The organism is Prevotella lacticifex, from assembly GCF_019973375.1.
GTDB classification, from domain to species: Bacteria; Bacteroidota; Bacteroidia; order Bacteroidales; family Bacteroidaceae; genus Prevotella; species Prevotella lacticifex.
Genome location: NZ_BPTV01000001.1, coordinates 63377 through 78372 on the forward strand (window position 1 = coordinate 63377; position 14996 = coordinate 78372).

General features: G+C 51.2%; 8 protein-coding genes and 1 tRNA gene. 3 read left to right on the forward strand and 6 right to left on the reverse strand.

What is annotated here, in order from left to right:
- Positions 1 to 7 precede the first annotated feature (7 nt).
- Positions 8 to 2698 (forward strand): DEAD/DEAH box helicase, encoded by a 2691-nt coding sequence (locus tag LDN30_RS00285; RefSeq protein ID WP_223928400.1) that lies wholly within the window; start codon positions 8 to 10, stop codon positions 2696 to 2698.
- A gap of 167 nt (positions 2699 to 2865) precedes the next feature.
- Here LDN30_RS00285 and LDN30_RS00290 read toward each other — a convergent pair.
- Positions 2866 to 2947, reverse strand: a tRNA-Leu gene (locus LDN30_RS00290).
- 241 nt (positions 2948 to 3188) lie between these two features.
- On the opposite strand from LDN30_RS00290, the gene LDN30_RS00295 reads away from it, so the two are divergent.
- Together LDN30_RS00295 and LDN30_RS00300 are read left to right on the forward strand one after the other, a co-directional pair.
- The gene (locus tag LDN30_RS00295) at positions 3189 to 3341 is read left to right on the forward strand and encodes a hypothetical protein (protein ID WP_223926619.1); all 153 of its coding nucleotides are present in this window, start codon (positions 3189 to 3191) and stop codon (positions 3339 to 3341) included.
- Between the two features lie 26 nt (positions 3342 to 3367).
- The gene (locus tag LDN30_RS00300) at positions 3368 to 3538 is read left to right on the forward strand and encodes a hypothetical protein (RefSeq protein WP_223928401.1); all 171 of its coding nucleotides are present in this window, start codon (positions 3368 to 3370) and stop codon (positions 3536 to 3538) included.
- Between the two features lie 599 nt (positions 3539 to 4137).
- Here LDN30_RS00300 and LDN30_RS00305 read toward each other — a convergent pair.
- From LDN30_RS00305 to LDN30_RS00325, 5 genes are all read right to left on the reverse strand, one after another.
- On the reverse strand, positions 4138 to 5214 hold the full coding sequence (locus tag LDN30_RS00305; protein WP_223928402.1) for a family 43 glycosylhydrolase: 1077 nt from the start codon (positions 5212 to 5214) through the stop codon (positions 4138 to 4140).
- Between the two features lie 4 nt (positions 5215 to 5218).
- The gene (locus LDN30_RS00310; protein ID WP_223928403.1) at positions 5219 to 7933 is read right to left on the reverse strand and encodes a glycoside hydrolase family 43 protein; all 2715 of its coding nucleotides are present in this window, start codon (positions 7931 to 7933) and stop codon (positions 5219 to 5221) included.
- 103 nt (positions 7934 to 8036) lie between these two features.
- Positions 8037 to 9878, reverse strand: a complete 1842-nt coding sequence (locus LDN30_RS00315) for a hypothetical protein (RefSeq protein WP_223928404.1) — start codon at positions 9876 to 9878, stop codon at positions 8037 to 8039.
- A 29-nt stretch (positions 9879 to 9907) separates the two neighbouring features.
- Positions 9908 to 11734: a RagB/SusD family nutrient uptake outer membrane protein gene (locus LDN30_RS00320; protein WP_223926623.1), complete on the reverse strand. Its 1827-nt coding sequence runs from the start codon at positions 11732 to 11734 to the stop codon at positions 9908 to 9910.
- A gap of 22 nt (positions 11735 to 11756) precedes the next feature.
- Positions 11757 to 14972: a SusC/RagA family TonB-linked outer membrane protein gene (locus LDN30_RS00325; RefSeq protein ID WP_223928405.1), complete on the reverse strand. Its 3216-nt coding sequence runs from the start codon at positions 14970 to 14972 to the stop codon at positions 11757 to 11759.
- Positions 14973 to 14996 lie beyond the last annotated feature (24 nt).

The following is a 14996-nucleotide window of genomic DNA, read 5'->3' on the forward strand; positions in this document are numbered from 1 at the left end:
AAAAACTATGGGAGAACTATTCAATCTGAAAGATTATCAGCAGGATGTCCTTGACGATCTTGCGCTATATATCCGGACACTCAATCAGAGTGCCAATCTCAGTAGTGCCTTCGCGCGTTACTGGAAAGACAAGGCTGCTGCCAACGACATAGACATACACTATCACGACGACGTAACGGGTGTGCCGAATGTTACCATCAAAGTGCCTACAGCCGGTGGAAAGACTTTTATCGCCTGCAATGCTTTGCGTACTATCTTCGACGAACTTCCCAACAGGGAGCTTGGAAAAGTGGTAGTATGGTTTGTGCCCTCTGACACCATTCTCTCACAGACTTTTGCCAATCTCAGCAACAAAGAGCATCCTTACCGCCAAAAGTTAGACACGTTGTTCAATAATAGGGTATACGTTGTAGACAAGAGTATGGCATTGTTGGGCAATGGCATCAGTCCGTCGGATATTTCCGGCCAGCTGACTGTTTTCGTGCTAAGCGTACAGTCGTTTATAGAGAGGGTACAGCGCAATCACCGAGACAAGAGCTATCTTAACAATCCCCTTGCTTACCGTGAGAATGGTAACCTTGAAGGCTATGTCAAACAACTGGAAGCCTACTATAAAAGCGAGATCAACATAGATTCTGCTGATGAGAGTTCGCTCATAAGGTATATAGCCATGCTTCATCCTGTTACCGTCATAGACGAGAGTCATAATTTCACGTCTGATTTACGGGTAGACACTTTGAAGAACATCCATCCGTCGTTTATCTTCGACTTGACAGCAACACCGCGGGAGAATTCCAATATCATCAGCTACGTGGATGCCGGTAGGCTGAAAAAAGAAAATATGGTGAAGTTGCCGGTTATCGTATACAACAACCGCAATAAGGTAGATGTCATCTCTAATGCCATCGTCCTGCGTCGGCAGTTGGAGGAGAAAGCTAAAAAGGCGGGACTGACGATCGGCAGCTATGTACGCCCTATTGTCCTGTTCCAGGCCGAGCCAAGGACATCAGACGATACCCAGACATATGAAAAGATAAAGAGGATGTTGCTTGACAGTGGCATCCCTGAAAAAGAAGTCAAGATAAAAACTGCCAACGTCAATGAGCTGAAGGGTGTAGACTTGATGAGTGAGGACTGTCCGGTCAGATATATCATCACCGTCAACGCATTGAAGGAAGGGTGGGATTGTCCCTTTGCCTATATTCTCGCTACCATTGCCAACCGTACATCCAAAATCGACGTGGAACAGATCATCGGCAGAATACTCCGCCAGCCATATACTAAGCGGTTTGACGATGAAATGTTGAATATGTCGTATGTGCTGACTTGTGGGGAAAACTTCAACGAAACCGTTGAAGAGGTTGTTAAAGGTCTCAATCATTCTGGATACAGCCGTAGGGACTATAGGAAGGTGGATACCATTAATCGGCTAAAACAAATGCCCGAACATGGCAATTATGCTCAGACAGATTTATTCGAGGATTCGGAGCAAAGAGCCGCACAGACAGATGAGGCGAATGACCCAACTGGAGACATTGACATTTCCCAAATTAAAGATGCGGTTTCTACATCTCTATCGGATAATGTGCCTATTCAGGAAATCTCTCAACTTGCACAAACTCAAGGAGAAGATTATCTCCAGCAGATGAACCAAGAATCAGAGAATAAACAAAATTTACCACCGACAATGCGCAATGCACCACAGTATAAAATAAGAGAAGAATTCAAGGAAGTTGTCGACTCTATAGAACTTCCCAATTTTAGTGTCCCTGTCAGTGAAAGCGACTTGTTCATTGCTGCGGCAAGCGAGTTGCACGCACCGCTATCCAGAAAGTTCTTGCTTAAGGGCTTTGCTTTGGCAGAGAAGGATAAGGAGATTTCTTTTGATTTAAATCTCGAAGCACGCGCCCTGGATATAGAAAATCGAGGTAGAGGTGAAACGTCTATCGTCGCAACCACACTTAACAAGTATCAGCAACAGGCTTTACTTTCTGTAATGTCTGCGGGAAGCCATGAGACTAAGTTGGCAACGATAACAAATAATGTCGTCAATATGCTGAGCAAGGATGACGAGGTAGGCGCTAAGGATCTGAGGGATTACATTAACAGTGTCCTTAAAACCAAAAGTGATGCGGAATTGATGCGTATGGCAAATATTCTACCCAGTGTGTCGGAAAGGTTCAGAATAAAAATTAAAAGGCTTAAAAATGATTATGCCCGCCAACGCTTTCAAGATGTATATGATGATGGTACGCTTTCAGTAAGACCAGACTACCATTTCCCGGCTACCATTTCGTGTGTCTCGCAAGCTATATATCCAAAGGGTTTGTACGAGGTTGAGGATGGTAATATGGATAATTTTGAGAAAAGGGTGATTGATAAGATTGCCAATTTAGATAACGTGCTCTTTTGGCATCGTAATCCTTCGCGTATTGGGTTTAAGATTAACGGTTACGTGAACAATCATTACCCGGATTTTATAGTGGTGACTAAGAAACGGAATGTCATACTTGTAGAGACCAAGGGACGACAGTTGGACGGTTCTGACAGTGAATACAAAATAGAAATAGGACGCAAATGGGATGCCCTTGCCGGTCACCAGTATCATTACTTCATGGTGTTTCCTGATGATGCCAAAGATCCATTGAAAGATGCAATGGCAGAAAGCAGGCTGATTAGTCTATTGCGGAACATGTAGAGGATTGTAAGGACGATTGCGAACATTGCAAGAAAACCTGCAACTTTTGAAGGTACTCTTCATACTTCTTTCCGATTCTTGTCCGGCATTAACGCCTTATTAACACCCTGAGAAAGAAAAATCCCTTGTAAATCATTGATTTACAAGGGATTTATAGTGTAAAGGTGTACCCAGACTCGGGCTCGAACCGAGATGCCTTGCGGCACTGGTGTTTGAGACCAGCGCGTCTACCTATTCCGCCATCTGGGCCAAAAAGGATGGATAACGAATGAATGTGGATGCAAAGGTACAACAAAAAATGAAAATAAACAATAGGTTATGAGAAATTTTATTTTTAACTGCGGAAAAAACGTGTGGTTGATGATGATAACGAAGTGTGGCTGCGGGTTAGTTTGGTCGGATGGAACGCAAAAGAGGCAGAATCATGACAAGAGGAATAATGAAAGAGGGAAATTAAGGAGAAAATAGATGATGATAAGGAGGGAAACAGATGTGGCAGGAAGAGGAACAGAGAGGACGAAGAGGAGAAATAGAGAGGACAGAGAGGAGAAATAGAGAAGACGGGGAGGAGGAACAGAGAGGACGGGGAGGAGAAATAGAGAGGACGGAGAGGAGAAATAGAGAAGACGGGGAGGAGGAATAGAGAGGACGAAGAGGAGGAATAGAGAGGTGGGAGAGGTAGAATCGGCGGACGGGGAAGGCGTGGAGGGGATACGGAGATGGACGAATTCGGGGACGGTAGAGGGAAAAAGGATGAGGGTGGAGAATAAGATGATGGGCGACAACAGACTGGATGAAAGGAAGAAAAGGACAGTAAAGAAGACAAAAAGCAGTGATTGACGATGTAAATAAAATTCAGAATGAAAGTTTGCTTTTAACAATCTTGTAACTCGTTGAGAATCAAACGGTTTGCAAAAGATGCCATTTGGCGTTGCGAAACGGTCCGTTTTACAACGCGAAACGGTCCATTTCGCAGGCTGAAACGGACCGTTTTAGAAGCCGAAATGGCACGTATTGAAATGCTGTAAAAATATTTCAGCAGTATGATTGATAATATTTGAGGAATCGAGACACGTCTGCCAACTATGCCGAACATACACAAGACCGCACCCAAAGGGATAAGCATTAAGGGCCACAACACATAATTATGATTGCAATGGCACAGAATGAGATTGTTGGAAGTGGACGTCTGGCGGTGGAAAAGGTGCGCAGCCTAACGTCAAAACGGTCCCCTCCGAAAGCCGAAAGGGACCGTTTTGAATGCCGAATTGGCACATGTAGAAAAGCTAAAAATACATTTCAGCCACGTGATTAATAATATGGGAGGAGGCGCAACACATCTATCAGCTACGTGGCAACCATATTTAACCATATCCATAAGTATAACCAAAAAGCGCCCCCTCCATATTATTATGATTGTGTGGCCACCGTCGTGACAATCACTTCAGATGTGGCCATCCGTCTTTCCATTCAATACTCCTGACGACGAGGACTGGCTCACCATCGGGAACCTTATATCCATGGCAGATAAAGACATCGCCACGGCCGAAATTGTATGCCGCACAATGGCCTGCCGCCTGGAAAGTGGTCTTATCGCCCTGTATGACCGGATAGCCGCCGCCGTCGGTCATGTCGATGCCGCGGTCGTCGCAGTAAGGTCCTTCGACGTTCCTGCTTCGTCCGACGACCACCCGGTAGGAGCTTTGATCGCCGAGACAGCAGTAGTCCCAGCTGACAAACAGATAATAATAGCCGTCATGATGGAAGATGAACGGGGCCTCGATGGCGTTATATCCGGCCTCAACATCTATTTTTCCACGTTTTGTCGTACGGGCCTTAGCAGGTTTTGAGCCCGCGCCATTGGCATTGGCGCTGCCGCCGTTATCTGACGACGACGCATCGGTGCCACCATCAGACTTCTTCTTTCGCGGGTTGAACGCCAACCGCCGGGCAATGGTGCGGGGGCTGGAGCCTTTCGCCACATGCATTGTGCTGTCGAGGCGAACGAGCTGTATGCCGTCCCAGAAGGAGCCGAAGACGAGCCGCGGCAATCCATCGTCGCCGACAGTGAAATTCGGGTCGATGGCATTCCAGTTGTCGCGCCCCCCTCGCGAGGCAATTATACAGCCCTCGTCCTTCCATCCGCCGGTGTCGGACAGGCGGTCGTTCGACAGCAGTCCGATGGCCGATATGTTCCGTCCGAAGGTCGATACCGAGTAGGCCATGTACCACCTGCCGTTGAACCGAACGACATCCGGGGCCCAGACATGATTGCGGAAACCCGGAACGCTGTCGCGGGTCCATGCCGGAATCTTCCCCGAGAGTGGTCCTTTGCTTTTCAGTGTCCACGTACGCATGTCGGCGGAGGTCATTTCCTGAATGTTCTCTCCTGTCGAGAATAGGTAGTAAGTGCCGTTTTCGTAGGCCATGACGGGGTCGTGGACCATCGGTTCGGTGGTGTTGAAAGAGGGAGTGGCAAGAGTCAGTGCCACCCCCAACAATGAAGCCAGAATCATTCGTCTACCTGTTGATATACTTTCGGCCGTTTTCTATGACCACACCCCGATAGTTGCGGTTAACCCTTTGTCCTGCAAGATTATACAAGGCTGACGACTTAGCTGTCCGGCTGTCGCTATTCACAGTCGTGATACCGGTCGGCACCAAAGTCGATCCGTCGATATACGACTTCTCGTTGACGAAGAACAGCGTTGTCTGCTCGGGCGCATCAGTGATATTCGCGCTGAAAGAGTAGTTGTAAACCTTCCCTGCCGCAGTGGTTATCGTCGAGGTCATGGTGAATTTTCCGTCGGTAGCGTAAGCACACTTCATATCGACGAGCGATCCGTCCATATCATCCTTGAAAGTATCCCAGTTGAATGCGCTCGACTGGTTGGCGGCATCGTAGCATGTGCCCCATCCATAGTTGTCGTTGCGCAGGACAAAGTACTCGGTGTAGCCAGCAGTATTGCGCTCACCATTGGCAGCCACGAGACACCAGTTGTCCCAGTTCTCGGCTTTGTCGCTGTAGTTGTAGAACTTGAACTCGGCGTCGGTGCCCTTCTTCAGGGTGTAATACTGCTTTGAGAAGTTTGTCCACCACGCTGCGGTGAGGTCCTTCTGCTGCGACTCGGGGTAGTAGACGGGTGTCGAAGGCTTAGCGTTCTTGTCGACATACAGGCTGTATTCCTTCTTATACGCATATCCGTCCTTGTCGATCTCGACCGTCAGCGTGACAGGTCCCTTGCCGGTTATCTCGCCGAAATCGGAGTCGAACACATTCATGTCGCTCGAAGTCCATTTCACCTTTGTACCAAGGTATCCGGTCTCCGGCAGGTTCACATTGCTGTTTATTGTTGCTCCGTCCTGGAACGGGATATTAAGATGGTCGAGGGTATACTTTATTGCCGGTTTGGTGTCGGCCTTGACGGCCCACACTTCCTGAGCGAACGTGTAGCTGCCCTGCCCTACTCCCTTGCTTCCGCTGTTATCGGAGAGTGCTGCGATGGACAGCGACGGGATGTCGGTGTAGTCGGTTGTTTCCTTCACGAGCACACCCTTATATTCCACCCCGTTGACAGTCAGGGTGATAAAGTCGGTACCGGCCTTTCTCGTCCACTTACTTGTGGAGTTGACACCGCTGCCAGCAGCGCCGGTGATGGTGCCGTCGGCATTGAGAGTGATGTTGACCGGTTCCTTCAGCCGTGCCGTTGTGGCCTGGTCGGAACTTGACACCTGAGCGTGGCTCTGGTTGTACTGATGACGGATAAACTGGTAATCGCCGGGAATTTCGGCATCAGCGACCGAGGCCGTAGAAGCAATGGCACTGTTCGTGGCCGTACTGCCACTGAACTCATACGGCGATGCGACGAGCCATCCGTCCTCGTTGAGGAAGAGCTGATGCACCCTGACCTCGTGTCCGTAGGTTCCGTCGTTGAACTTGGTGTGATAAACCACGAATGCGCGGCCCTTGTCGTCGACAAAAGCCGAGTTGTGTCCCTGGGCCACTTCGCCCTTCGGCATCGTCTGCCACTGGTAGCCATCCATGAGCAGTACACCACGGTTGTCGGTGGCATGGGCTCCATAGTTCAGGGCGTAAGACGTAAAGCGTGCCGATGTTCCGTTGGCATCGGTGAACGGACCTTCAGGACTTGTCGACCTGAAGATACGTATCTGATAGCCCTGGCTCGGGTTCAGTCCGCCGTAGCTAAGGAAGAGGAAGTAGTAATCGCCTATCTTCTGCACATAGCTACCCTCGCCCGAGACGTAGCATCCGCCCGCAATCTTCCGGCCGAAATACGGGTCGGAGGTGCAGTTCTGGTCGGCAGCTCCAGGTGTCGCGACTGTTCCGTTGACCTCATAGTCGTATTTGTGGGTATAATCACGCAGTCCCGTCTGTGCGTCGAGTTTCAGTTCGAATATTCCTCCCGACCACGATCCGTAGGTCATCCAGAGGTTTCCGGCATCATCGTAGAACACACAGGGGTCGATACAGTTTGGCCAGTAGTCGCCCCAGTTCCGGATGTTGTAGCGCTGCGGCAGCGCTGTGGCTCCGGTGGCTATGGCGAGGTCGGTCTTTTTCCAGTCGTCGGCCTTTCCATATCCGTTGTGGTCGAAACGTCCCGAGAATCCCGACATCACCACGGGAGCCTGGTATGTCCACGGACCTTTGGGGCTGTCGGAGGTGAACATCACTATCGACGAGCACCAGTTGTCGCCGTTGAGCGACATATACAGGCACCACTTGCCCATAGCCGTATTGTAGATGATGTCGGGAGCCCACTCCATGCCCTGGACGCTGTTGCCGGTGTACTGCCATGCATGGGCATCGAAATTGGGAAAGTTAACCATGTTACCCTGGTAGTCCTTAACCTTGCTCACAGTCTGGGTGGAGTACGCATTAGCGAAATTGATGAGAGTGCCGTCGCTGTTGGCAAAGAGGCTGTTGGCCGTTCCGGCTGCCTCGCCTGCGCCCCACGACGAATCCCAGTCCTGATAGTTGCTTGCCGCCGTCGTACTGCCGTGGCCGAGGTGGGAGCCATAGACATAGTAGACCGGCGAGGCAGGATTGGTGACGTTGTCGACGACTATCGACGGGTCGTGACAGCTCACACGATGGTTGTACGTTCTCGTCGTGTAGCTGTCGGCGATATCGGCATCGGTGAGACTGTTCTGTGCCATAGCCGGCATCTGCATTGCCAGAGCCAATGCTGAAAGAAGATAAAAATGATTTTTCATATTTTTGTTGCTGTTATTAATAATCAAAGCCCCTGCTGTAGGTCTCCGCCTGGCGAAGGCTTACGGCAGGGGCTTGGTTTATCCCGTTTACACGGCCATTATGTTAGCGACGGTAGCGTGGTGCACGGTGGCGCGGAGCATAATGACGCTTGCCAAAGGCAGTGTTGCTGAACACGAGGTGGCAGTTGTCGACGGTGAAGTCGACATTGAGGTCGTTGACGTCGACGGTGCTTAAGCCAAGATAGTACTGCACGTAGGTCTTTCCGTCATTGCCATTCATCACAGCCTGCACGTCGGCGGTTCCGTTACCAACGTTTGTCACCCAGACATTGACCTTAGCGCCGTTCATGGCAGCGAGCCAAGCAGCCCAGTCGCTCTGTCCGCCACTGTTGACGGCAGTGCTGTAACCGTTGCCCCAACCGTAGTTGTCGGCACGTACGACAGCATATTCGGCGAGAGCCGAGTTGCGCAGAACCACGCAGAAGTTGTTCCAGTTGTTTGCACCGGAGGTGTAGTTGGTGAACGAGAACTGGCGTGTCTCACCCTGCGGAACATTGATGTCGGCGTTAAGATGTGCGCCCCACCATGCCGTAGAGTTATCCTCTGCACCGAGAACCGTAGGACTCGGGGTAGCGAATGTCGAAGCCGACTCCTCAACGCGTACTCGTGTCGTTGTCGAGACACCATTGGATGTTGAGATTGTAACGTCGTGGGTTCCCGCTGTAGCCGGAACTGACGAGAATGTCAGTGTCGAATTGTCCATCACCCTCTCAGTACCGTCCTTGAACGTTCCCGTAACCTGCAGGCCTGACGGGTCGAAGGCCAGTGTGCGGTTGGTCATTCCCGTTGTTGCCGGTGAGGTGTAGACGTAGTATTTTCTATGTGCCGGAGCCTCAGTAACCTTTATCTCCAACGGCATATCCGACACGTTGAATGTAGCCCTTGCCGATATCGGACTTGCAGCGCTCTCACCCTTGAAGGTCTTATTGTATATGACGACGAGTGTCTTTTCACCCTCTGTGTCCATATCCGGTACGGCGACGAAGTAGAGCTCGGATGCCGGCACCTCCTTCGTTACTCCTTCCTCGAAGGTCACCGTAGCCGAAACGCCCTTCATTGCACTGTCGAGCGGTGTGTTGAGCTGTACGTTCTTCGGCACGTTATGGAGCTCCATCGACAGCGGATTCTTGTCGGCAGCCGACGTATATCCTCCTATTGGTTCCACATTCGATGCCAGGAAGTTGATGTAAGAGCCTTCCGGCACGAGGAAGCACCGGATCTTCTTGTCGGCAGGATCGCTGTTGAGATTTGGCAGATGGATAGGCTCGAGAAGAGTCTTTGTCACCGTTCCGTTAGTTATCTTGATGCGGAAGGTGTCGGGCTTTGTGCGGTCGACGGTGAGTGTCACCTTACCACCGAGCTGCTGCAAGCCAGCATCCTTGTTGTCGACAGGCGACATCACCTGCGTACTGTTGGCATACTTGAACCACAAGTAGTTACCCCACTGTGAGTTATAGGTTGCCGAGTCGCCGGTGTAATCGAAGCGGAAAGCACCATACTCGGTATATCCGGTGCCGCCACGGTCGACATCATTGGTCACGACAAGGGCGAAATTCTTGTAGTAAGTATTGTCATCGGGGTTGATGCTGAGGTTGAACTGAGCGTCCCACCGCTGTCCGTCGTCCACCTGATAGTACTTTGAGAAGGCCGTCCAGAATCCCGACGTGAAGTCGGTCTTTCCGATGGTATATACATCCTCGTGCATACCCACGAGCTGCTCCTCCTGATTCTGGGAGTTCTTTGCGTTCTCGATGGAGTCTATCTTCTGCGAAAGCCAGTCGGGAGAGTCCACCTTATATATATCGCCTCCCTCACATCCCGTCAGAGTCAACAGCCCCAGGGCTGCCGTACAAAAGACTGATGCTATTTTGTTTAGATATTTCATCGTTGTGAAGTTTAAAATTTTGATAGTTGTTATTTACCGAGTTCGACAACAGGATGCACCGTCCAGCCGTTCTTCTGGAAGTAACCGGCATTGCTGGTACTGTTGTTTGCCGAGTTGCCGACGAGTTTCGGATTCTTGTTTGTCAGCGTCTGGACGATAGGCTCAAACTCATGTCCCTGGACGTAAGTGTCGAACGACGACTTGAGGTTCACATTCGCTGAGTCGATAGCCGAACCGATGTCAGCGTGTTTCACGTCCTTACGGAGCCACTCGTTGAACTGAGCGTTCGACCACTGTTCCTTCTTTATTCTCGGGAAAGTCTCGTGATCCTTGAGCTGGTTCTGGCGGTCCTGAGTGAGATAGAATCCCCAGCGGATGAGGTCGAAGCCACGTCCGAACTCACATCCGAACTCCTTCGGGCGCTCAACGTTTGCGATCTGCTCGAAGAGCTTGTCCTTTGTCGGGAAGTCGGAGAGCTTCAGGTCCTTGAGATGAGCACGCTCGCGCACCTGGTTAATCCAGTCGATAGCCTGCTGTGTAGGACCGTTGACCTCGTTCTCGCACTCAGCAGCGCGCAACAGCACGTCGGAGTAGCGCATCAGGCGCAGGTTGATACCGCAGTGAAGACCCGTTGTAACAGAGTTGTAGAGTCCTGTGCGCATGTTTGTCCACTTGGCGATAGGCAGTCCACCATAGTTATTGTTAGTGCAATACTTCGAGCTGCTTGTCAGCTTCTTTGTGAACTCCATGTTGCCGAGGGTCTGGTCGTTGCTGTCCCAGTCGGCCTCATAAGTGCCAATGGTCCAGTAGAGACGCGGATCGAGGTGTCCGTCGGTAGTACGCTCACTCTTGAAGAGGTTGTAGAGCCATGGCGATGCCGACAGGTCGGCCCATCCACCATCATCACCGGGAGCGAAATTCGACTCGACGGCATGTCCCTGGGTAGCGTTCTTACTCGTGTTGACAGGTGTCCACTCATCGTCGGAACCCTGAGTGCCATAATCGAGGAACTGAATCTCGAAGAGACTCTCGTCGTTATTCTCGAATTCAGAGCCCTCACGGAAGTTATCGCCATAGTTTGCCATCAGTTTGTAAGAGCCGTACTGACCGCCGATGATAGCCTTCAGCACCTCGAGGGCCTGGCTGTACTTATGGCGCATCATCAGAGCACGTGCATAATAGCCGGCGGCAGCACCGCATGTGGCGCGTCCTTTGGCCCATTCGCCACCCTCATTGCGCGATGGCAGAAGGGTCATAGCCTCGGAGAGGTCCTTCTCCACCTGGTCGAAAACAATGTCGTACTGGCTTTCGCCGGTCGAATCGGCAGGTGCGTTGGAGGCATAGAGACCATCGAGCGACGAATACTGGCTGTAGTCAGTCAGCAACGGCGGGTTCTGGAAGTATCCGGCGAGGGTGTAATACGACAGACCCCGGATGAAGAGCAGCTGTCCTTTTATTCTCTTCATAGCCTCAGAGAGTTGGGCGTCGTCATTGCCGCACCGCGACAGTCCGAAGTTACAGACGTTGATAGCATAGTAGTAGTCGCGCCATATCCACCAGTCGATATCTCCGGTGGCCGGATTATCGTAGTCGTCGAAAGGCATATACCACACCTGTGACGAGTTCCACACCTCATCGCCGCGCGTGACGTCGATGGTGTAGCCCACACGGGCGTTGGTGCCCTCCATGCGTAAGTGATTGTATGCAGCAATGACACTCTCGTTCAGGTCGTCGGCGTTGAAGCCGAAGGTGGCCGAAGTCTGCTGGTTAGGATTCTCCACGTCCAGCTTGTCATTGCACGATGTCAATGTGCCAAGTCCTAAAACCAGGGCAAGGAAAATTTTATTTAGTTTCATCTTAATGAATTCTATAGGTTTATTAGAAAGTGAAGTGCAATCCGCACATGAACGTACGTGGTGTCGGGAACGAGCAGAAGTTGTATCCCGGAGTGAACGTACCGCCGGCGAAGTCGACGTTATAGCCCTTGTACGGAGTGATGGTGAAGAGGTTCTGAGCCGACACATACAGTCTTACGTTCGACACATAGCCATCGAACCACTTATTAGGAAGAGTGTAACCAAGTTCTACGTTGGCGAACTTCCAGTACGAAGCGGCCTGAATCTTTCTTGAACTGAAAAGGTCGTTCCAAGCGAGAGTGGCGTTGTTGGCTGCGTAGGTGCGCGGCACGTTCGACAGATAAGTTCCGTCGTCCGACCACTGGTTGGCGTTGAGCATAGCCACATCCTTGTTGCCGTAGCCGTAGCAAGAGTTCAGACTGTTGTAGATATCGTCCGACACGTGGTAGCCAAGGGCTCCATAGGTAGACAGGGTGAAGTCGAAGTTAGCATATTCGAGGCGTGCGCTGATACCGAAGTTCACCTTTGGCAGGCCACTGCCGAGGACAGTCTGGTCCTTATCGTCGATGACACCGTCGCCGTTGACATCCTCATAGTAGCAGTCGCCGACATTGGCACCGGGCTGATAAGCCGTCGTAGCACCCTTCGAAGCGGCATAGGCGTTGAGCTCGTTGAGCTGTTCCTGACTGCGTATGATACCAGCGTACTTCCAGCCATAGAACTTACCGATCTCCTGGCCCACCTCTGTGATATATGCTCCGGAGATGTACGACGAAGACGTGAAGCCGAGCTTCTTAACCCTGTTGCGCAGAGTGCTGAGGTTGGCGCTGACCTCCCATTTCAGTTTATGGTCGCGGTTGCGGTATGTTCCCGAGAACTCCCATCCGCTGTTGTCCATCGTTGCCGCGTTCATTGTCACCGACGTATTTGCCACACCGGCATTTTCCGGCACCGGAACACCGTAAAGCAGGTCCTGAGCGCGGTTCATATAGTACTCGGCAGTGAACTCCAAACGGTTGTTGAACATAGCGAGGTCGAGACCGATGTTCTTCGTAATCTTCTTCTCCCAAGAGATATTCTGGCTGACGAAGTCGGAGATAGCCGAACCGTACACTACATTATTGCCGAAACTATAGCTCATATTGTTACGTGCCATGGTTGCCATGTAAGCATACTCACCGATATTCTCGTTACCGAGCTGTCCGTAGCTGGCGCGCAGTTTGAGCATGTTGACGATATTCTTTGGCACCTTGAAGAACGGCTCCTTATCGATACGCCATCCCAAAGATACTGATGGGAAGTTGTCCCAGTGGTTATACGTTCTCGTGGTACCGTCGCGGCGGATGATAGCCGAGAAGAGGTACTTCTCGTCGTAGTTGTAGTTCAGACGGGCGAAGTAAGAAGCCAGAGCGTGCTTGTACTCATACGAGCTTGCGTTTCGCTTAGCACCGTTCTGCAGTTGCAGGAAGTAAGGCTCCGTGAAGTCGTTGGCCCATCCTGTGAGCAGGTCGGTATGCTCTTCCTCGTAGGTGATACCGCCAACGAAATTGATGTTATGCTTACCGAATCTGCCATCGTATGTAATAGTATTCTCGGCGAGGGCGTCGCTGTAGTCGCGCGAAGCCTTTGTAAGCTGCTCGTTAGTCTTTGCAAGATACACGCGGTTCGACTGTATCCACGATGGAATCCAGGTGAAGTCCTTGGCGTGAGTCTTACTATAAGAAAGGTTTATGCGATATGTAAGGTTATGATTCTTGAGATTGAGTCCGAGCATCTTTAAGATGTCCACATCAGCTGTTGCCGTTCCGACGAAACGGTCGACGCGTGTGTTTCTCTTCAGCAGATTATTGACGAGCAACGGGTTTGAAGCCGAGATGTCGCCGTGGATATTGTCATAGTACACTCCGTAGCCATAAGCATCATAGTTATAGTTGTTTGCCGAGCCCACTTTATCGTCGAGCACCCATGTCGACGGGTCGTAGGCCTTGATTGTCGGCTGCATGAGGAGGGTACCGCGGAGCACGTTGGTAACGTCGCCGTAGAGTCCCTGGACATATTCCGATGCATTCGAGATGGCCATATTGTCCTGGTCGGAGTGAGAGAAGACGGCACTTGTGCGGAACTTGATGAACTTCGTGTCCATAGTGTTGTTCACGCGTGCTGTGTATCGCTTGTAGTTTGGTCCTGCACCCTCGATGGCACCTTTCTGCTGGAAGAAGTCAAGACCCACATTATATGTATTGTTCTGTCCGCCACCCGAGAGGTTGACATTGTGGTTTGTACGTGTACCGGTCTTGAACACCTCCTTGAACCAGTCGGTATTGGTAGCGTCCTGGAAGTGGTACTTTCCGTCCTCACCGAGCTTGTATCCGCCCGGCAGCGGGGTACCCGAGTTGGAGCAAGCCTGACCAAGATACTGGCTGTACTGGTCGGCATCCATAATATCATAAGTACTGCTTGGTACCACATCCCATCCGTAGTAGCCTGTGTAGTCGACCTTCAGCGGCTGGTCCTTCTTACCATTCTTTGTTGTGATGATGACGACACCGTTAGCTGCACGCGAACCGTAGATGGCACCAGCCGATGCATCCTTGAGGATCTGGATAGTCTCAATATCGTTTGGCGAGAAGTCGCGGATCGTTGTTCCCATAGGCACACCGTCGATGACGTACAGTGGAGCCTGCGAGCCAAAAGTACCGATACCACGTATGCGCACCGACGGGTCGGCACCCGGCTGACCGTCCGATGTAATCTGCACACCGGCAACCTTACCCTCGAGCATTGTAGAGATATTTGAGTTCGACACCTTTTTCATCTCGTCGGCGTCGACGATGGCCACCGAACCCGTCAGGTCGGCTTTCTTCTGAGTACCGTAACCGACGACAACGACCTGGTCGAGGCTCTTGGCATCGGAAGCGAGCTGAATGCGATCAATGACAGCACGACCCCTTACGGCCACCTCACTGGTCTTGTAGCCGACATAGCTGACCTCAAGGACGGCATTGGCCGGAGCGTTGAATTCAAACTTACCGTCGAGGTCGGTGATAGCTCCTGTCGAAGAACCCTTAACCTTCACCGTAGCGCCGATAAGCGGCTCACCTTGTTCGTCGACAACTGTACCGCTGACCTTAATGGTCTGTGCTTGCTGTGTTACTGCTGCATGGGCCTGAGGAGGACACAGTGAAAGTCCGCCACCGACTGCAAGCCATACAATAACTGAGAATAGATGTTTTCTCATTTTAGTTGGTTTAAAGTTATTAAT